17 protein-coding genes and 1 other RNA gene are annotated in these 19,047 nt (G+C 52.3%); 17 read left to right on the top strand and 1 reads right to left on the bottom strand.

Annotated elements, in window-relative coordinates:
* Positions 1-9: 9 nt before the first annotated feature.
* The 16 genes from M0651_RS11950 (at position 10) to rnpB (ending at position 16,361) form a co-directional block, all read left to right on the top strand.
* Positions 10-2,301, top strand: a complete 2,292-nt coding sequence (locus M0651_RS11950; protein ID WP_248551967.1) for an HD family phosphohydrolase — start codon at positions 10-12, stop codon at positions 2,299-2,301.
* Positions 2,273-2,770, top strand: coding sequence for an rRNA maturation RNase YbeY (gene ybeY / locus M0651_RS11945; RefSeq protein WP_248551966.1), 498 nt, complete (start codon positions 2,273-2,275; stop codon positions 2,768-2,770). The genes M0651_RS11950 and ybeY overlap by 29 nt, the downstream gene beginning before the upstream one ends.
* Positions 2,770-3,144, top strand: a complete 375-nt coding sequence (locus M0651_RS11940) for a diacylglycerol kinase (RefSeq protein ID WP_248551965.1) — start codon at positions 2,770-2,772, stop codon at positions 3,142-3,144. The genes ybeY and M0651_RS11940 overlap by 1 nt, the downstream gene beginning before the upstream one ends.
* A 61-nt stretch (positions 3,145-3,205) precedes the next feature.
* A complete protein-coding gene (locus M0651_RS11935; protein WP_248551964.1) occupies positions 3,206-3,616 on the top strand; it encodes a cytidine deaminase in 411 nt (136 codons plus the stop codon).
* A gap of 434 nt (positions 3,617-4,050) precedes the next feature.
* Entirely contained in the window at positions 4,051-4,953 is a 903-nt protein-coding gene (gene era, locus M0651_RS11930) for a GTPase Era (protein ID WP_248551963.1), read from the top strand.
* A 129-nt stretch (positions 4,954-5,082) separates the two neighbouring features.
* Positions 5,083-5,220, top strand: coding sequence for a YqzL family protein (locus M0651_RS11925; RefSeq protein WP_248551962.1), 138 nt, complete (start codon positions 5,083-5,085; stop codon positions 5,218-5,220).
* 39 nt (positions 5,221-5,259) lie between these two features.
* Positions 5,260-6,009 carry a DNA repair protein RecO gene (recO, locus tag M0651_RS11920; protein ID WP_248551961.1) on the top strand — a complete coding sequence of 250 codons (750 nt, stop codon included), beginning with the start codon at positions 5,260-5,262 and terminating at the stop codon, positions 6,007-6,009.
* Between the two features lie 399 nt (positions 6,010-6,408).
* Entirely contained in the window at positions 6,409-7,296 is an 888-nt protein-coding gene (gene glyQ, locus M0651_RS11915; RefSeq protein WP_193416576.1) for a glycine--tRNA ligase subunit alpha, read from the top strand.
* Positions 7,289-9,370 carry a glycine--tRNA ligase subunit beta gene (glyS, locus tag M0651_RS11910; protein ID WP_248551960.1) on the top strand — a complete coding sequence of 694 codons (2,082 nt, stop codon included), beginning with the start codon at positions 7,289-7,291 and terminating at the stop codon, positions 9,368-9,370. The genes glyQ and glyS overlap by 8 nt, the downstream gene beginning before the upstream one ends.
* A 155-nt stretch (positions 9,371-9,525) precedes the next feature.
* Positions 9,526-9,975 carry a YaiI/YqxD family protein gene (locus M0651_RS11905; RefSeq protein ID WP_248551959.1) on the top strand — a complete coding sequence of 150 codons (450 nt, stop codon included), beginning with the start codon at positions 9,526-9,528 and terminating at the stop codon, positions 9,973-9,975.
* A 101-nt stretch (positions 9,976-10,076) separates the two neighbouring features.
* Positions 10,077-11,900, top strand: a complete 1,824-nt coding sequence (dnaG, locus tag M0651_RS11900; RefSeq protein WP_248551958.1) for a DNA primase — start codon at positions 10,077-10,079, stop codon at positions 11,898-11,900.
* Between the two features lie 46 nt (positions 11,901-11,946).
* Positions 11,947-13,071, top strand: coding sequence for an RNA polymerase sigma factor RpoD (gene rpoD / locus M0651_RS11895; protein ID WP_248551957.1), 1,125 nt, complete (start codon positions 11,947-11,949; stop codon positions 13,069-13,071).
* 84 nt (positions 13,072-13,155) lie between these two features.
* Positions 13,156-13,986, top strand: coding sequence for a hypothetical protein (locus M0651_RS11890; protein ID WP_248551956.1), 831 nt, complete (start codon positions 13,156-13,158; stop codon positions 13,984-13,986).
* Positions 13,983-14,744: a tRNA (adenine(22)-N(1))-methyltransferase gene (locus M0651_RS11885; RefSeq protein ID WP_248551955.1), complete on the top strand. Its 762-nt coding sequence runs from the start codon at positions 13,983-13,985 to the stop codon at positions 14,742-14,744. Before M0651_RS11890 ends, M0651_RS11885 begins: the two co-directional genes overlap by 4 nt.
* Positions 14,720-15,835, top strand: coding sequence for a Nif3-like dinuclear metal center hexameric protein (locus M0651_RS11880; RefSeq protein WP_248551954.1), 1,116 nt, complete (start codon positions 14,720-14,722; stop codon positions 15,833-15,835). The genes M0651_RS11885 and M0651_RS11880 overlap by 25 nt, the downstream gene beginning before the upstream one ends.
* Positions 15,836-15,956: 121 nt before the next feature.
* Positions 15,957-16,361: RNase P RNA component class A (rnpB, locus tag M0651_RS11875), an RNA gene on the top strand.
* A 91-nt stretch (positions 16,362-16,452) separates the two neighbouring features.
* On the opposite strand, the gene M0651_RS11870 is transcribed toward rnpB, so the two are convergent.
* Positions 16,453-18,390 carry a S8 family peptidase gene (locus M0651_RS11870; protein ID WP_248551953.1) on the bottom strand — a complete coding sequence of 646 codons (1,938 nt, stop codon included), beginning with the start codon at positions 18,388-18,390 and terminating at the stop codon, positions 16,453-16,455.
* 150 nt (positions 18,391-18,540) lie between these two features.
* On the opposite strand from M0651_RS11870, the gene M0651_RS11865 reads away from it, so the two are divergent.
* On the top strand, positions 18,541-19,044 hold the full coding sequence (locus tag M0651_RS11865) for a YpuI family protein (RefSeq protein WP_248551952.1): 504 nt from the start codon (positions 18,541-18,543) through the stop codon (positions 19,042-19,044).
* Positions 19,045-19,047: the final 3 nt, after the last annotated feature.

Raw genomic sequence — 19,047 nt, 5'->3', positions numbered from 1 at the left:
CTGTCTATTATGACAAATAACGATCAGCAAAAGAGAAGCGCGTTTCAATCCAGAATTACGGGATGGAAACATAGCACCGGTGTGCGTTATGTTCTGTTTGCGTTGCTTGTCGTTATGTTTTACGTCAGCTTGGCGCCCAAACTGCTTCCCGAAACCTATGACATTGCTGTAGGTCTCCCTAGCGATAAGGAAATTATGGCGCCGATGGACATTCCCGATACGAAGGCCACGCTGAAGGCGCAGGAAGAGGCGGCCGAGAAGGTTGGGCAGGTCTACACCATTCTCCCTTTACGGAATGAAACCTTAGTCGCGCAAATGCTGGATCGGATTTTCCGCTTAAACCAAGACGATCAGGTTTCGGAAGACGACAAGATCAAGATCTATCGGGAAGAACTGCCGCAGCGCGTCAAGGATTACGTGCAGAACTTCATCATGAATAACCGGAACTCCAGCGTCTACTCGCCGACCTTATTTGAGGAAGTCACTCAACGAGTGGACGAGCAGCAGTATCATATTTCCGAGGAGACGTTCATTAAGATCCCTCGCTTAACAGCGGAGGATATCAATGAGATGAAGCCGGTGGCCGCTGACATCGTCGCCCGGCTTACGGCAGATCCGATCGTTGAAGCCCAAGCCGCGCGAGCTAAAGTTGCCGAGATGGTCAGCACCAGCTCCTTGAGCAAACGAACCGCCCGCGAGGTTGTACAAGAGCTGGCTCGTTTGTCGATTACGGCCAACAAATTTTATGATGAAGAGGCAACCAAGACGGCGAAGGTGGAAGCGCGCGAGAATACGCCAACCGTCTATATCAAGCAAGGGGATGTTCTCGTCCAAAAGGGCGAACGAATTACCCAGGAAATGTACACCCTGCTGGAGAAGAACGGCCTGTTGAAGGATGAGGTCAACTATTCGCCGCAATTTGGGCTCGTTTTGCTGTCTTTATTGATGGCAACCGGGCTGATGTTGTTTATCCGTCAATCCGAAGGCGCCAGCCGGTTCAAATATAACAATGCGCAGTTCGTCATGCTGTTGTTGATTATTTTCATCACGATCATATCTATGCATGTCATTAATATTCTGCAGACGGAACAGCAGGCTTATATCGGGTATTTAGCTCCGATCGCCACCGGTGCGATGTTAATTACGCTGCTGTTGGACTTGCCGCTGGCTTACATTTGCTCGATCTTGTTCAGCATCTTGGCCAGTATCATTTTGAATCAGCGGCAAAGCGAAATTTTTGATTTTCAGTTTGGTTTCTTCGCATTGGTGACTTCGTTTGCGGCAATTTTCGCGATTCACCGGGCTAGCCAGCGTTCCACGCTGCTCAAAGCGGGGATTATGATCTGTTTGTTTGGCGCGCTGTCGATCTTCACGTTACAGCTGATTGATAATCAGGACTGGACGCAGAACAGCACGTTGTACGCGCTTGGCTTCTCCGTGGCTGGGGGATTGGTGACGACAATTCTGGTCATCGGCTTGATGCCATTCTTCGAGGTGACCTTTGGGATCCTCTCGGCGCTCAAATTGGTAGAGCTGTCTAACCCCAACCACCCGCTGCTGCGCAAGCTGCTGACGGAAACGCCGGGAACGTACCATCACAGCGTCATGGTCGGGAATCTATCAGAAGCGGCGGCTGAAGCGATTGGCGCAAATGGGCTGCTTTGCCGTGTGGGCTCCTATTATCATGATATCGGGAAAACGAAGCGGCCAAGCTATTTTATTGAAAATCAGAACAATATGGAAAATCCCCATGACTTTATAGATCCGAAGCTAAGTAAATCGATTATTATCGCCCATGCCCGAGACGGGGTGGAAATGCAAAAGGATTATAAGCTGCCGAAGCCGATCCGGGATATCGCCGAGCAGCATCATGGAACGACGTTTTTGCATTATTTTTACCATAAAGCACTTCGTTTGGCGGAAGAACAAGGGGTTGAGCCGGACTTCACGGAAGAGGATTTCCGTTATCCGGGACCTAAAGCTCAATCGAAGGAAGCTGCGGTGGTCGGTATTGCCGACAGTGTGGAGGCGGCCGTGCGTTCGCTCCGTAAACCTACGGTGGAGCAGGTTGAGTCGATGATTGAGAAGATCATCAAAAGCCGGCTGGACGATCATCAGTTTAACGAGTGTGATTTGACGATGCGGGAACTGGATTTGATCGCGCAAACGTTGAAAGAAACGGTCATGGGAATCTTCCATTCGCGGATCGAGTATCCGGAAGAAGTGAAGAAGAATAAAGAGAACGAGGAGAAGGACAGGGGGCAAAACGTAAATGGGCCTACAGCTGGCTTGGAGCAATGAGCAGGATAAAATGGAGATCACCCAGGAGTTGATCGATCTCTTGGATCGGGCGCTGCAAATCGCCGGACAAGCGGAGGGGATTACCGAAGGAGAGGTTGCCCTCACGTTCGTGGACGATGAAGCGATCCATGAGCTGAACCGCGATTATCGCGGGATTGATCGGCCGACGGACGTGCTGTCGTTCGCGATGAACGAATCGCTGGAGGAAGAGCCGGAAATCGTCTATGAACTCGAAGAAGACGAGGAACTGGACGATTTGACCGACGTGCTCGGAGACATCATCATCTCCGTTGATCGAGCTAAAGCGCAAAGCGAGGATTACGGCCATTCGCTGGAACGGGAAATCGGATTCCTGTTTGTGCATGGCTTCTTGCATCTGCTGGGTTACGATCATCAGGACGCTGCCAGCGAAGCGGAAATGATGGGTAAACAGGAAGCGGCACTCGCCGAGGTTGGGCTTGTGCGCTGATGAAGCCTTCTCGCCGCGAGTTCTCGTCTTTTGGCTATGCGCTCGAGGGAATAGTCGCATCTTTAAAGACACAGCGCCATTTGCGCTTCCACTGCGTAGCGGCTGTGATCGTCATCGCTGCTGCGATTGCATTGTCCCTCCCTGTACGGGATATGGCCTTGTTGCTGCTTGTTATCGCCTTGGTCCTTTCGCTTGAGCTTGTCAATACGGCGATTGAAGCCGTCGTTGATCTCGCAGCCCCGGAGTGGCATCACCTTGGCAAAATCGCCAAAGATGCCGCGGCCGGGGCCGTGCTGGTCGCAGCGATTTTTGCTGCGGCGATCGGGATCTTGATTTTTTACAAACCGGTGATGCATTGGTTAGGGCTGCCGTAAGGTCTGTTACGCGCCGCATGAGCTGTACTTATTTTGCCTTTATTGAGGAGATGATATTGATATGGATTACGGTCAATTAATGCAAGAAGCGATTGAAGCCCGTAAAACGGCTTATATCCCATATTCGGGGTTTGGCGTCGGGGCCGCTCTCCTCGATAGCCAAGGCCATGTTCACCGTGGCTGCAACGTGGAGAACGCGGCGTACACTCCGGGAAACTGCGCGGAACGCACTGCAATGTTCCGGGCGATTGCCGACGGACACAAACCGGGAACGTTCCAGGCGATCGCCGTCGTAGGCGACACGGAGGAACCCGTTGCGCCTTGCGGCGTTTGCCGCCAAGTGCTGCTGGAGTTGTGCGGCCCGGACATGCCCGTCATCTTGGGTAATCTGAAGGGTGACATCCGTCAGACTACGGTGCGGGAGTTGCTCCCCTACGCATTTGCTCCCTCGCATCTGGAGGAGCAAAGGTAGATCAAAAAGGCGGCTTCGGATCACGAAGTGAGGTGTGAAAGTTGCTCGACGTCGAATCTTGAATTCAGCCGAGCCTAACTTCCGAAGCTTGTTTCCTACGGAAACATTTCAGTTGTTCACTACCCAAAACGTACGCTTCAATCCTCGGGGCAAAGCGAATGCCTGGTTCCTCCGGACCGCTAACGGAAACAAGAGACGCTATTTACTTGAATGGGACACGGTGGGATTATAACGGAATCAGGAGACGCTATTTGGGACAAAATGCGAGAAATGGACTTCGTGAGCTCCGAATAAGGGCTCTGGGTTCCGCTAGAGCGGGAAATAGCTGAGAAATGGGCAAATAAGGTCCGGGGTTGCTAACGCGGGTTCATAGAACCAACACAGACCGTTACGGTCAGAGAAACTGGCCAGGACATAACGAAAGGAATTCTACTATGGCAAAAGCAAAATTCAAATCCGGTTTTGTGGCGATTGTGGGTCGGCCGAACGTGGGCAAATCCACGCTGATGAATCAAATCATCGGGCAGAAAATCGCCATCATGTCCGACAAACCGCAAACGACGCGGAATAAAATTCACGGCGTATATACGTCGGAATCGATGCAGATCGTTTTTCTGGATACGCCAGGGATCCATAAACGCCAATCCAAGCTTGGCGACTATATGAACACGACAGCGCTTAACACGCTAGGCGAGGTGGAGGCCGTGTTGTTCCTCGTCGACGCCGCGGAAGGGTTGGGCGGCGGGGATCGCTTTATCATTGAACGACTGAAGGATTTACGCACCCCGGTCATCTTGGTGTTGAACAAAATCGACCGTGTGGAGCCGGAGCAATTGCTGCCTCTGATCGATGAGTACAGCAAACTACACTCGTTTAGCGAAATCGTACCGATTTCGGCGATGCTCGGGAACAACGTGAATACGCTGATGGAACAGATCGGTAAATATCTTCCGGAAGGCCCGCAATATTATCCGGAGGATCAGGTTACCGACCACCCGGAACAGTTTGTCTGCGCCGAGCTGATCCGTGAGAAGATTCTGCATATGACCCGCGAGGAAGTACCGCATTCCATTGCGGTCACGATCGAAGACATGCGCGTCCAGGAGAATGGCGTGGTGAATATTTCCGCAGTGATTTTCGTCGAGCGTGATTCCCAGAAGGGGATTATCATCGGCAAGCAGGGGGCATTGCTGAAGGAAGTGGGCAAGCAGGCTCGGCATGACATTGAGAATCTGCTAGGCTCGAAAATTTTTCTCGAGTTATGGGTCAAAGTTAAGAAAGATTGGCGTAACCAGGAACGGATCCTGAAGGACCTCGGGTTCCACAAGGACGCTTAAGGCGGATATTATTTCAATTTGAGGCCCGGGTGTTTATACTGGGAGTTATTGCAACGCATAGATCCCGCTCATGCGCACATCCTATCTTTGAAGATGCAGGCGTCATTTCCGAAGAAAGGGTGAATACGTATGCGAGATTTTTCGTGGAAGTATTTTGCGATGACTGGAGATGTCGATGCTTACTTGCTTTATAAAGAAGCCACCAGCCCGTACGAGGAGGAGGCTGCGGCGGCTGAAGAGCGGATCATAGAGGAAGAAGCCGAGTAACCCCTATATAGCGGGAGAGGCGAGTTTGGGGGAAATGAAATGCTCTACAGAGTGGAAGGAATCGTCATCCGCAGCATGGATTATGGGGAAGGCAATAAAATTATTACCTTATGCACAGAAACGAGCGGAAAGATCGGGGTGCTGGTGCGCGGCGCAAAGAAGGTCAAGAGCCGCCACGCGGCACTGACCCAACCTTTTACACAGGGAGAATACGTGTTCTTCCGCCAAAACGGCGGCTTGGGCACCTTAAACCAAGGTGAGATTATCGAATCTCACTTTTCTTTGCGTGAAGACCTTTTCTTGGCGGCTTACGCCTCGTATGCATGCGAGTTGCTGGACAAGACGCTGCAGGATGAGGAGATCGGCAGCTTCTGGTATACCCAACTGAAAGCTTGTCTTGAAGGCTTAACCTCCGGCAAGGATCCGCAGATTGTCATTCACCTGTTTGAAATGAAAATCTTGCAGGCAGCGGGTTACGGACCTTCGTTTGAGAGTTGTGTCTCCTGCGGCCGGGTCGACGACTCGCCATATGTCAGCCCGCGGTTAGGAGGGAGGCTGTGCCGATCCTGTCGTCATCAGGATCCGGCTGCGATGCAGGTGACGCCCGGAGTCCTCAAGCTGCTGACATTGTTCGAACGCATGGATCTGCGTCGCCTTGGGAACGTGGAGGTCAAGGAGGAGACGAAGCAGGAGCTGAAAAAGGTGATGCGCGCCTTCATGGACGTGCAACTAGGGCTGAAGCTGAAATCCCTACATTTTCTCGATCAGCTGGATAAGTATGAAATTTGACGAACAAGATAAAATTAGTTAATATATAAAAGAATTTCTGTGCGTTGAACGGGAAAAGTAACGAGGCGAAGTCTATGCATCGGCTGAATGATGAAGATCAACAGCGGATCAAGCGACCGGGGATGGTGAGAGCCCGGATAGGCGGCCTGGTGAAACGGCGTCCCGGGAGCATATATCGATCGTGAAAAGCGGATTTGCCGGCAAGGGTTACCGATAGGCAACCACGGTGAATCAAGTAGGGTGGAACCGCGGGAACGCTAAGTATGAGGAATCGACCTCTTACAGCTCTCGTCCCTACGTCTGACAGCAGGCGTAGAGGCGGGAGCTTTTTATTTTGCCCTTTAGCTCAAATGCTTGCTGAACAAACCTGAAGGTTAGGAGATGAGGTTCGCCATGAGTATTAACTTTCAACAAATGATCTTGACGCTGCAGCAGTTCTGGGCAGAACAGAATTGTATCGTCGTACAGCCGTATGACGTGGAAAAAGGGGCGGGTACGCTGAATCCGATGACGTTCCTGCGTTCGATCGGTCCAGAACCGTGGAATGTGGCCTACGTTGAGCCATCCCGGCGTCCAGCCGACGGCCGTTATGGGGAGAATCCGAACCGGCTTTACCAGCATCATCAGTTCCAAGTGATCATGAAGCCGTCGCCGGACAACATCCAGGAAATTTACCTGGACAGCTTGAAGCGGCTTGGCATTAATCCGCTCGAGCATGATATCCGTTTCGTGGAAGACAACTGGGAGCATCCGGGGTTAGGCGCTTGGGGTCTCGGTTGGGAAGTTTGGCTGGACGGCATGGAAGTGACGCAGTTTACCTACTTCCAACAAGTCGGCGGGATCGAAACGAATCCGGTCGCCGTGGAAATTACTTATGGGATGGAGCGCCTGGCCTCCTATATCCAAGACAAGGAAAATGTGTTTGACCTGGAATGGGTGGATGGCACGTCGTATGGGGATGTTTTTCATCAAGCCGAGTTTGAACACTCGAAATATACGTTTGAAATTTCCGATGTCAAAATGCTATTTACGTTGTTCAACATGTACGAACAGGAAGCAGGTAAAGCGATGGAGCAGCATTTGGTGTTCCCAGCTTACGACTATGTTCTGAAATGCTCACATACGTTTAACTTGCTGGATGCCCGCGGGGCGATCAGCGTTACTGAACGGACAGGGTACATCACGCGGGTACGGAATTTGGCTCGTCAGGTGGCTGCGACCTATTTGGAGGAACGTGAGAAGCTCGGCTTCCCGATGCTTCAGAAAGGGGGTGCTGCGCGTGGCTAAGGATTTGTTGTTCGAAATTGGTCTAGAGGAAATGCCCGCCCGGTTCATCCGCGCTGCGATGGAGCAATTGAAAGAACGGACGGTCAAGTGGCTGGAGGAATCTGTCATCCAACACGGAGCGGTGGAAGCATATGCAACTCCGCGCCGGCTCGCAATTCTCGTCAAAGACGTAGCCGAGAAGCAGGAGGATCTACATGAAGAGGTCAAAGGGCCTTCTCGAAAGATCGCTTTGGACGAAAACGGCGAATGGAGTAAAGCAGCGCTTGGTTTTGCCCGCAGCCAAGGGGTTAGTCCGGAGCAGTTCACATTCCGCGAGGTTGGCGGCACAGAGTATGTTTATGTCAGCAAGAGCCGTATCGGCGTAGAAACCTCAAGCCTCGTCGGTGAGGGATTGCTAGGGATTTTACAGGCGATGAATTTCCCGAAGAATATGCGCTGGGGGAATTATGACTTTAAATTCGTCCGCCCGATCCGCTGGATGGTGGCGTTGTTCGGCAAAGAGGTCATCGATCTGGAAATCGCCGGCGTGAAGTCCGGGAACGTGACACGAGGACACCGGTTCCTTGGAAGCGAAATGGGAATTGAGGAGCCAGCGGCTTATGTGGAAACGCTGCGCGCTCAGCAGGTGATCGCGGACGTGAACGAGCGTCAGCAAATGATTCAAAACCAAATTGATGCCTTGGCTAAAGAAAAGGGCTGGAATATCGCGGTGAAGGAAGATTTGCTGGAGGAAGTGCTGTTCTTGGTGGAAACGCCAACCGTGTTGTTCGGCACGTTTGAAGAATCGTTCCTGAATATTCCACAGGACGTGCTGATCACCTCGATGCGCGAACATCAACGGTATTTCCCGGTTTTGAACGAGAAAGGGAACCTGCTTCCTTATTTTGTGACTGTGCGCAACGGCAACAATGCATCGCTGGATGTCATTGCCCGCGGTAACGAGAAGGTGCTTCGCGCCCGCTTGTCCGATGCGAAGTTCTTCTATGAGGAAGATCAGAAGCTGGCGATCAAGGACGCGTTGTCCAAACTGGAGAGTATCGTGTTCCATGACGAGCTCGGTACGATCGGGGACAAAGTGCGCCGCATCCGCCGCAATACGGAGAAGTTGTCGACGATGCTTGGCACTGATACCGGGGCGGCGGAAGCGGCCGCACGTACGGCGGAGATTTGCAAATTCGACCTGGTGACGCAAATGGTTTATGAATTCCCTGAACTGCAGGGGGTCATGGGCGAAGATTATGCCCGTAAAGCAGGCGAACCCGAAGCCGTGGCAAGAGGGGTATTCGAGCATTATCAGCCGCGTTTTGCCGATGATGCCGTACCGTCTTCTTCCGTTGGCTCGATCGTCAGCATCGCCGACAAAATTGACACGATCACCGGGTGCTTCTCGATCGGCATCATCCCAACCGGTTCGCAAGATCCGTACGGACTGCGTCGTCAAGCGGCGGGGATCGTCCAGATTATCGTAGAACACCAGTTGTCCGTTTCCTTGACCGACATCTTCAAGCTGGCGCTGGAAACACATCAGCAATTCCGCGGATTGAAACGCAGCGAAGAGGAAGTCCTGAGGGATCTGATGGAATTCTTTGGTCTCCGCGTCAGAAAGACACTCTCGGATGAAAGTCTACGTTATGATGTCGTAGATGCCGTCCTGTCAGCCGGGTATGATGATGTCGTCTCGGCGGTGGCCCGCGGTAAGGCGCTGATGGAAGCTGTCGGCGCGAAGGAAGATTTCAAATCAACTGTTGAATCCTTTGGCCGGGTCAGCAACCTTGCATCGAAAGCAACCGGCGAGAAGGTTCGCTCCGATCTATTGACCGAGCCGGCGGAACATGCGCTTTATGAGGCATGGCGTTCGGTTTCTGAGAAGTACCGGGAGACGCTGGCCTCCCGCAGCGCTGCAGGTGCGCTCGAGCAGCTCGGCGGCTTGAAGGAAGCGATCACGGTCTTCTTTGATGCCGTTATGGTCATGGCCGAGGACGATGCGATCCGGACAAACCGGTTAGCGCTGCTGGCTGCGATTGATGAAGATCTCAAGGCGTTTGCCGATTTCGGTAAACTGGTTTGGGCATAATAGAAGAAGCAAAGCTTAGTGTGTGGCTGACGGCAAATGAAAGGCTTGCCGTCAGCCATCCATCGCTTATCGGCATAAATCGATGAGATTCGGCATTACGCTTGTTTAGATTAGGCCAATTCGAGGTTATATTGTATTACATGGAGGCATGGAGGATGCGGATCGTCGTCGATGGGGACTCCTGTCCGGTAAAGGCGGAAATTGCCGAAACGGCGGGCAGGTTCGGCGTACCGGTGGTCATGGTGGCTTCCTATGATCATGTCTTACAGCCGGGGCCGGGTGTGAATATCGTTCAGGTTGATCGGAGCGGACAAAGCGCTGATTTGTATATCGCCGCCCACGTGGAGAAAGGCGATGTCGTTGTGACTCAGGACTACGGCCTGGCGGCTTTGGTCATCGCGAGAGCCTGCTACGGTTTATCCCCGCGAGGCGACGTCTACCATGCGGGCAATATCGACTATTTGCTTGAACGGCGCCACCACCAAGCGAAGGCAAGGCGGGCAGGGCACCATAGCAAAGGGCCAAAGCCGTTTACCAATGAAGATCGGGAGCGGTTTACGGACGCTTTGTCAAAACTTTTGTCACGTTTGCAGGAGAATGTATAGTTTTAGCGAATTACTATTTACGTGTCACCCGAGAACATCGAAATGTCGGTGATTTTGACAATTTGGACGATTCTCACGCGTGAAAGATGAAGGTGATTTGGATGAGTACCGGGCGTGGCATTCCGGAGGAAGTCATCGAGGCGGTTCTGCGTCAGCATGATATCGTCGACACGGTCAGCAAGCACGTTCATCTAACGAAACAGGGGAAGTACATGAAGGGGTTATGTCCGTTCCATTCGGAGAAAACCCCGTCGTTTACAGTTACACCCGAACGGCAAATCTTCCATTGTTATGGCTGTGGTAAAGGCGGGAACGCCATCAAATTCAGGATGGAAATCGAAGGATTAACCTTTCCCGAGGCAGTCAGAATCATGGCGGAAGAGGCGCATATCCCTTATGAGGATAAGGGGAGAGGTTACGGGGACAGTCCGCGTAACCAAGAGTTGGAGCAACTGCTGCAGGCCCATGAATGGTCCTCCAAGCTTTATCATTACTTGCTGAAGAACACCGAATACGGCAAGCCGGCAATGGAGTATTTGAAATCCCGCGGCTTTACCGACAAAGCCATCGATACGTTCCAGATTGGTTACGCACCCGCTAGATGGGATACGCTCGTCCAGTTTTTGGACAAACGATCATTTGAACTGGAAGCGATGGAGAAGGGTGGATTGCTTTCGTCCAGGCAGGACGGTTCCGGTTTTGTGGACCGTTTCCGTGACCGGGTGATTTTCCCGTTGCACAATCGAAGTGGGAAAGTTATCGCGTTTGCAGGAAGAGTGCTTGGCGACGGACAACCGAAATATTTGAACTCACCGGAAAGCAAGCTGTTTACCAAAAGTCGAGTTCTCTACAATTTGCATCAAGCGAAGAACGAAATACGCAAGACAGGCCAAGTCGTCCTGTTTGAAGGTTACGGCGACGTCATCAGCGCATGGGAAGCCGGGGTTCATAACGGCGTGGCTACGATGGGGACGGCATTAACGGAAAGCCATGCAGCAATCTTGCGTGGGATGGCCGAAGAAGTATTGGTCTGCTATGACGGCGATTCCGCCGGACAAGCCGCAGCGTTAAAGAGCATTCCGATTCTCGAAGGCGCAGGTTTTCATCAGGTGAAAATTGCATTGCTCAGCGAAGGACTGGATCCCGACGAATTCATCCAAAAGTACGGAGCCGAGCGGTTCTGCCATCAAGTTTTGGACGGTGCGGTTTCTTCCGTCAAATTTAGGCTTATATATCTGAGAAAAAACCATATACTGCTAGAAGAAGATGGAAAGGTCGCTTATATCAAAGAGGCGATGCCGATTATAGCGGCGCTCACCTCTCCAAGCGAACGCGAGATTTATCTAAAGGAACTCTCCGCCGATTTGCAGGTCTCCTTCGAGAGCTTGAAGCAGGAATGCAACGAACTGAGAACGGCTATGCAAAAAAAGGCAGATGCCGGGGATAATAAGCCCGAAAGGTGGAATAATGGTAGGCATAAAAAAGGGCAGGCATCCATGCCAACGTTGCTGCCCGCTTTTCATGCGGCGGAACGGAGACTGCTGTCTTTCATGCTGCAGGACGAAGAGGTGTCCCGCTATGTAGGCGAACGCCTGGGGACGAACTTTAACATCGAAGATCATGTGGCGATAGCCGCTTATCTATACGCTTATTACGCGCAGGGGAAGAATCCGGATGCTAGCCATTTCATTTCCTCACTTCATGATGAGCGATTGGAACAGACGGTCATTTCGATCGCGATGATGGATACGCCAGGCGAATGGACGACGCAGGAGCTGGATGACTGTATCCGCGAAATTCAGAAGGTGCCGCTGCTCGAACAGATCAAGCGCAAGAAAGAGGAAATGGTATCGGCCGAACGAGCCGGAGATTATATGCGTGCGGCACAAATTGCAAGTGAGATTATTGCCCTAGAGAGACAGTAAGACGAACGGACTTTCGGTGATGTTTCTAGGGAGGAGGGAGCCAGATATGACGAATGACCAACATACTGAACTAGAAACGGAATTAACGCTGGATCAGGTGAGGGATCAATTGATCGAACAAGGGAAGAAAAGGTCATCCTTAACGTATAAAGAAATTATGGAGAAGCTTTCACCTTTCGATCAAGATCCGGAGCAAATGGACGAGTTTTTTGAACAATTAGCCGATCTTGGCATTGATGTAACCGGCGACGGGGATGAGGATCACCGTCGCGGCGATGGAGATAACTCGCACGACGGCGACGATTTCAATTATGATGACGACCTCTCGCTTCCTCCGGGAATCAAGATCAATGATCCTGTACGGATGTATCTGAAAGAAATCGGGCGGGTACCGTTGTTGTCGGCAGATGACGAGATGGAGCTCGCGAAACGGATTGAAAACGGAGATGAAGAGGCGAAACGCCGTTTGGCCGAAGCCAATCTGCGGCTGGTTGTCAGTATCGCCAAGCGTTATGTCGGTCGCGGCATGTTGTTCCTGGATTTGATCCAGGAAGGAAATATGGGATTAATTAAAGCCGTGGAGAAGTTTGACCACAAGAAGGGCTTCAAGTTCAGTACTTATGCTACGTGGTGGATCCGTCAGGCAATCACCCGCGCGATTGCTGACCAGGCGAGAACGATTCGAATCCCGGTTCATATGGTCGAAACGATTAATAAGCTGATTCGAGTATCCCGGCAGCTGCTGCAAGAGCTGGGACGCGAACCTGCGCCGGAGGAAATCGCTGCGGAGATGGAGCTGAGCGTAGAGAAGGTCCGGGAGATCATGAAGATCGCCCAAGAGCCGGTCTCGCTGGAAACACCGATCGGGGAAGAAGACGATTCTCATCTCGGCGACTTTATTGAAGATCAGGAAGCCTTGGCTCCTGCGGACGCAGCGGCTTATGAGCTGCTGAAAGAGCAGCTGGAGGATGTGCTAGACACGCTCACAGAACGCGAAGAGAACGTACTCCGATTGCGCTTTGGACTCGACGACGGACGCACTAGAACCCTTGAAGAAGTGGGAAAGGTATTCGGCGTAACACGGGAGAGAATCCGGCAAATCGAAGCGAAAGCGCTCCGTAAGCTGCGCCACCCTAGCCGCAGCAAGCGGCTGAAGGACTTCCTCGAATAGGCGTGACCGCCTGCAACCTTGACCTTCTGCAGCCAAGCAGCAAGGTCATTTTTGTTGAACAACCATATGGAAGAAGGTGTTCTGTTGGATCAGGAGAAACGCAAGATCATCCTGAAGGAAATCGATCATTGGCGGAGAAGTCGGCTGCTGCCTGAGCAATATTGCGATTTCCTGGAAAATCTATATAAAGATCAGACCGAAGGATCGTCGCCCCGCTCAGGCTTCACGCTAAATACACTGATTCAACAAGGAAGCCTGAAACTCTGGTCCCTTTCATTTGGAATAATTTCCTTCTTTTTCTTTATTGTTTTTTATTTTAACGTTTTTCCCTGGGGTTTGCAAATCGCCATAACGCTGCTGCTTTCGGCGGCTTGCTATGCCCTTGCGGCCTATTATCGATGTGATAAAGCGCTGTTCTCCATGTCGATGGCCGGACTTGGCAGCCTGCTGTTGCTTGGCTTCGGCAGCTGGATTATTACCGCGCAGGGATGGCCGCCCGGCATCGGTACGACGCTGCTAATCGCTTTCTGCGGGTTTATCTGGCTTGTCCTGGGATACGCGCTGCGGTTCGGCATCATCAGTTACTGCGGATTTGCTTGCGGGATGCTGCTATACGCCTTTTTGCTTGGACAGATGAACCCAGACGCCTCATGGGGTATGCTTCAAGTGTATTGGCTGCCGCTGGCAGCGATCTTCTTCTGGCTGAGCTGGCTGGGGTACCATCGGTTTAAGGCGATGGCTCCCGTGTTCTTTGCCGTATCCGTGTCCTTATGGTGTATGCCGGAAGCGGATGCTCTCCTGCTGCGGGACGCCGAGATTACAGCTATGCCTGCGCTGATCCTATTAAAGATCGTTGCGGCTTTTCTTCTTTTGTTTGGACTACGTAAAAAATGGGTGGTGTGGATTACTTCATGAAACTGTCAGCTAGATTACAGCTTATTGCCGACTGGCTTCCGACCGGGTGCCGATTCGCGGATATCGGCTCGGACCATGCACTGCTGCCTGTGGCTGCGGTACGCAGCGGGCGAGCAACCTCCGCCGTCGCCGGAGAAGTGAATGACGGGCCGCTCGAGGCAGCACGCCGTCAGGTGGCCGAAGCTGGAGAGGCAGGGCGGATCTCCGTCCGTAAAGGGGATGGACTTGCCGTCATCGCCCCGGGCGAAGTGGACGCAATCACGATCGCCGGAATGGGCGGGGCGTTGATCACCTCCATTCTAGATGAAGGTCAAGCGAAGCTGGCCGGCGTAAAGCAGCTTGTGCTGCAGCCAAACGTCGGCGGGGAATTTGTCCGTCGTTGGCTGCTTGAGCACGATTGGTATTTGGCCGAAGAGGCGATCTTGGAGGAAGACGGCAAAATTTACGAAGTCATGAAGGCCGAAGCTCGGCCCGATGCGAGCGAACGAAACGAAGAGCTATATCGAGAACGCGATCTGGCAGGAAGTTCAGTCCAATTGACCCGTGAGCTGCAGCTCATGATGGGGCCGAGATTAACGGCGGCTCCGAATGAAGTCTTTTTCGCAAAATGGGAATCAGAGCTGCGCAAACTGGAAAGTATTCACCGGTCGGTTGCGACGTCCGCGCTGGAGGCGTCCCGTCAAAAAGAAGTTGAGCTTACCCGGTTAATGGAGCAGTTAAAGGAGGTGCTGGCATGTTTGCCAAAGGACAAACGGTAGTTCAGTACATGGAGCAACTGGCTCCCAAGCATGTAGCGATGGAGGGGGACAAAATCGGACTCCAGCTGGGCAGTCTGCAGAAGGAGAATCGAAACGTGTTGGTGGCGCTTGACGTTAATGAGGAAGTGGTGGACGAGGCCATCTCCCTGGAAGTGAACCTGATTATCGCCCATCATGCGATTATTTATCGCCCGCTGGCCCATTTGCAAAGCGATACCCCGATGGGCAAGGTGTACGAAAAACTCATCAAACACGATATCGCCGTTTATATCGCCCACACGAACCTTGACGTCACGGACGGTGGGATGAATGATTGGATGGCGGAGGTTCTGGGAATCGAAAGCGCCGGTTCGCTTGAAGATGTGCATACGGACAACCTTTATAAACTGGTCGTCTTCGTGCCGAAGGACCACCACGAACAGGTGCTGAAAGCCATGCTGAATGCAGGTGCAGGCCATATCGGCAAATACAGCCATTGCAGCTTCAATCTGGAGGGTTATGGCACGTTTAAGCCGGGGGAAGGCACAGATCCGTATATCGGAACCGAGGGCAAGCTCGAGCGCGTAGAGGAAATACGCATCGAAACGGTTGTGCCGTACAGCCTGCGCAGTAAAGTGATCCAAGCGATGCTGAAGCAACATCCCTACGAAGAAGTAGCTTATGACTTGTACCCGATGGACTTGAAAGGACGCACTTTCGGACTTGGGCGGGTTGGCAAGCTGTCGAAGCCGGTAACGCTTCGGGATTTCGTGGAGCGCGTCAAAGCGCGCTTAGAGGTACCGATGGTTCGGGTCGTCGGCGATCTGGACCGGCCGGTTCGCAAGGCTGCTGTTCTAGGCGGTTCAGGGGGACGGTATTGGAAAAGTGCTCAGTTTCGTGGGGCGGACGTGCTCGTAACCGGTGACGTGGATTACCACACCGCGCAAGATGCCTGGATGGCCGGGGTTGCGATCGTTGATCCGGGGCACAACGCCGAGAAGATTATGAAACCTCGCGTGGCGGCCTGGCTAAGTGAGAAACTGACCGAGGATAAATATGCGACTCGCGTGCACGTTTCTCAGGTTAATACCGAGCCGTTCCGATTCCTGTAAAAAGGGGCCTCAGGAAACGTAAGCTTACGTCAAAGACGCTGGTAGGATACGTCAGGTTTACCGTCAAATCGCTCTTGTCAGCGGGCGGCAATGCCTGTATACTATCAAGTGTTGCCTTTCGAAAGTTTGACAGACAATCGCCGGCGGCTGAAGAGCCGCGGGAGGAAAGTCCGGGCTCCATAGGGCAGGGTGCTGGATAACGTCCAGTCAGCGCGAGTTGAAGGATAGTGCCACAGAAATGGACCGCCGATGGCCGCCGCAAGGCGTGCACAGGCAAGGATGGAACCGAGGTGTAAGAGACCCCGAGGAACGCTGGTGACTTCGTTCCTGGTAAACCCCACTTGGAGCAAGACCTAATGGGACGCAGCTTCTTTGCGAAGCGGCCTTTGCCCGAGGCGCGTCCGGGTTGGTTGCTGGAGCCGCCCAGTAATGTGCGGCCTAGATAGATGATTGTCACTCAACGCGGGAGGGTTGTTCCCGTTCTACCGCAACGAGTACAGAACCCGGCTTACGGCAAACTTTCAACACTAAAGGGAACATGATCTATATCTATGGATAAAGCCTCCGCATCGCTTGGAATGAATTCCGGCGATGCGGAGGCTTTTGGTTTTAGAGCGTTATTTAGCGCGATCCACGGCGCGGTCCATTTTCCGTTGGATCGACTGCGGCCAGAATTGCAGCGGCGCCTCTCCGCCACCGGCGGCCTGCAGCGCAGCGTAAACATCAATTTGTCCGTATCCGTAATATTTGTCACGCCCGGTATCACCAAGATCGATGACATTCTTACGGATGATATCCATGACCTCGGTGTTCTTTAGCTCCGGATTCACCGACCGGATGAGAGCGGCAAGGGCCGCCACATGCGGACTGGCCATCGATGTGCCGGATAACGCCGCATATTGATTATCCGGATAGGTGCTGGCGATGCTCTCGCCCGGTGCCATGACGTCGATGTAATCGCCGTAGTTGGAGAAGGAGGCTTTCTGCAAGTTGTAGTCGGTCGCGGAGACCGACAACACCTCAGGATAAGCAGCCGGGTATCCCGGGCGTTCGGTATTGTCATTGCCCGTGGCCGCGATCAGCACCACATCCCGCTCATAGGCATATTTTATCGCTTCATGCAGGAATTGGGCATCGGCGTAGTTGCCGAGGCTCATATTAATGACCTTGGCGCCGTGGTCGGTTGCCCAAATAATGCCCTGGGCTACGGAGTACGTCGTGCCGGAACCGGACTTATCCAGCGCCTTTACCGGCAAAATTTTACCGCCCCACATCATCCCCGCAATGCCTTCGCCATTGTTGACATTGGCGGAAATAATTCCGGCCACATGGGTGCCATGCCCAACGTCGTCGGAAGGATCCTTGTCGGGTTCGATGACGTTATAACCCTTCAGCAAGCGGCCCTGCAGATCAGGGTGCTTCAGGTCCACACCGGTATCAACAACGCCCACGATCACGTCATTGCTCCCTTTGGATAACTGCCAGCCGCGGTTTGTTTCGATGATCGGCAGATTCCATTGGTATTCGGAGAACAACATGTCGTTTGGAACTTCCGCTGTCTCTTCTGTGTTGCTCGTATTGTCTTCATTAAAAAAGCTGTTCGGATCGTCCCAATAGCTTCCGCCGTTTTCGTTGGTCAAATATAAATAATGTGGTTCAATGTACTTCGGTTGCCATTTATTCTGGAAATACTGCCGAAGCTGATTCATAGTCATCGTGTCCGAACGGAAAATATAGGTGCTGTTCAGGTTTCGCGGCTCTTTTCCGGTGATATCTTGTATGATTTGCTTCATTTGCTCGGGACTGGGTTTGCTTTGGAACGTGACAACGATTTCGTTTTCGTAATAGTGGCTCGCTTTCTCGTTATCATGCCCTGTTTTGACGGTGATGTCCTTGAGCGTATCCGCATGCACCGATTCAACCTTGAATTTGCCTTCTCTCGGATAGGGGATTAATCGCAGGTTTTTGTGTTGGTGATCCTGAACTCGCCCTAAGATCCCGATGTCCATCACCGCGATGACGCCTTGCTTCTTGCCCTTGGCAGGTTCGGCGGCAACGAAGTATTTCGGCTGCTTCTCCGGAAAAGAAGGCGACTCGTACGACGTCGATTTGTTCAGCGCTTTTTTGGCATAACTTAAATAAGTATTCAGTTGCTTCTTTTCTGCCGAATCCGGTTTAAAATCCTGCCGCCGAAATTGCTTGGTTTGTCCGCTTGCGGCATCGTACCACAGGATCGCTTGAAACTGCTTATGGTCCTTTTGCAATTCCTGAGCAGAACCTGGCAACTTGCCGCTTTGACTTTGGGCAAAATCGGCAGCCAGTGAACGAAGATGACCCCGGGCGTCCAATCGAGATAACCGTTCGGTTGCGGTTATATCGCGTTTCAGCATACTCTGCTTCAACTTTTGCTCCTCCGCCGGCTGGGGTACCGAAAGCCGATTTACGGAATTCCGCGGGGTTGCTTTGTTATTGTCCGAGGAAGGGAATAGAAGCGAAACCGCAGCCACCGCGGCGACTCCCGTCAACCCTAAGGCAGCCCATCTGCGCCATTTCATCGGTTAACCTCCTTTAAGATGTCGATAGCCATAGCGTGAGGTGATGTCCCTGTTTTTATTCCTTGAGGGATACCGTATTCGGATAAATTGTGATACGATATTTTCGTTAATGACTATACCGATCATGACAGGTGAAGGAGAATTGTTCGCATGCCACAAGCCAATAACATCAGGCAACTGTGTGAAGCCACCCGAGACAAACTCAAACGTGCGGCCGAGAAGCTTGAAACGTTCTTGAACCAGCATTCGTTGCCGCAGCTTATGGAAGGTCAAGATGAGGACAGAGCTTTGTTTTACCAAGGATTTCTATCCGACCTGCGTCATCTGCTCGTGTTCAGCGAGGTTTGTTACGAGAAGCTCGGCGTTGCCCTACGTCGCGGAACTTTTGACGAGGAAGCTGCTGAGAAAGTGCTGTACCATGTATATCATGACTGTGTTAACAACTTCTTCTATCCGAAAAACGAAAGCTATTCCGAAGACGGAAGATACGCTTATACCGGGCAAGACGCTATCCGGTTCCGTAAGAAACCGGTTCGCGCGGCGCGTGATATCGTCCTGGACATCACGGGGATGTTTGAGGAATTACGCGACGATCTGACTTATTATGAAAGCGATTATTTGACCCAACTCCGATTAAATCGTTCCGCCAAATAAGTA

Source organism: Paenibacillus mellifer, from assembly GCF_023195895.1.
Lineage (GTDB): Bacteria > Bacillota > Bacilli > Paenibacillales > Paenibacillaceae > Fontibacillus > Fontibacillus mellifer.
This window is presented reverse-complemented; position numbering and strand designations above follow the sequence as displayed.

Bases quoted from the DNA above. Each gene is read 5' to 3' on its own strand.
- M0651_RS11950 (WP_248551967.1), top strand. From the start codon at position 10: ATGACAAATAACGATCAGCAAAAGAGAAGCGCGTTTCAATCCAGAATT.
- ybeY (WP_248551966.1), top strand. From the start codon at position 2,273: ATGGGCCTACAGCTGGCTTGGAGCAATGAGCAGGATAAAATGGAGATC.
- M0651_RS11940 (WP_248551965.1), top strand. From the start codon at position 2,770: ATGAAGCCTTCTCGCCGCGAGTTCTCGTCTTTTGGCTATGCGCTCGAG.
- M0651_RS11935 (WP_248551964.1), top strand. From the start codon at position 3,206: ATGGATTACGGTCAATTAATGCAAGAAGCGATTGAAGCCCGTAAAACG.
- era (WP_248551963.1), top strand. From the start codon at position 4,051: ATGGCAAAAGCAAAATTCAAATCCGGTTTTGTGGCGATTGTGGGTCGG.
- M0651_RS11925 (WP_248551962.1), top strand. From the start codon at position 5,083: ATGCGAGATTTTTCGTGGAAGTATTTTGCGATGACTGGAGATGTCGAT.
- recO (WP_248551961.1), top strand. From the start codon at position 5,260: ATGCTCTACAGAGTGGAAGGAATCGTCATCCGCAGCATGGATTATGGG.
- M0651_RS11905 (WP_248551959.1), top strand. From the start codon at position 9,526: ATGCGGATCGTCGTCGATGGGGACTCCTGTCCGGTAAAGGCGGAAATT.
- dnaG (WP_248551958.1), top strand. From the start codon at position 10,077: ATGAGTACCGGGCGTGGCATTCCGGAGGAAGTCATCGAGGCGGTTCTG.
- rpoD (WP_248551957.1), top strand. From the start codon at position 11,947: ATGACGAATGACCAACATACTGAACTAGAAACGGAATTAACGCTGGAT.
- M0651_RS11885 (WP_248551955.1), top strand. From the start codon at position 13,983: ATGAAACTGTCAGCTAGATTACAGCTTATTGCCGACTGGCTTCCGACC.
- M0651_RS11880 (WP_248551954.1), top strand. From the start codon at position 14,720: ATGTTTGCCAAAGGACAAACGGTAGTTCAGTACATGGAGCAACTGGCT.
- M0651_RS11870 (WP_248551953.1), bottom strand. From the start codon at position 18,390: ATGAAATGGCGCAGATGGGCTGCCTTAGGGTTGACGGGAGTCGCCGCG.
- M0651_RS11865 (WP_248551952.1), top strand. From the start codon at position 18,541: ATGCCACAAGCCAATAACATCAGGCAACTGTGTGAAGCCACCCGAGAC.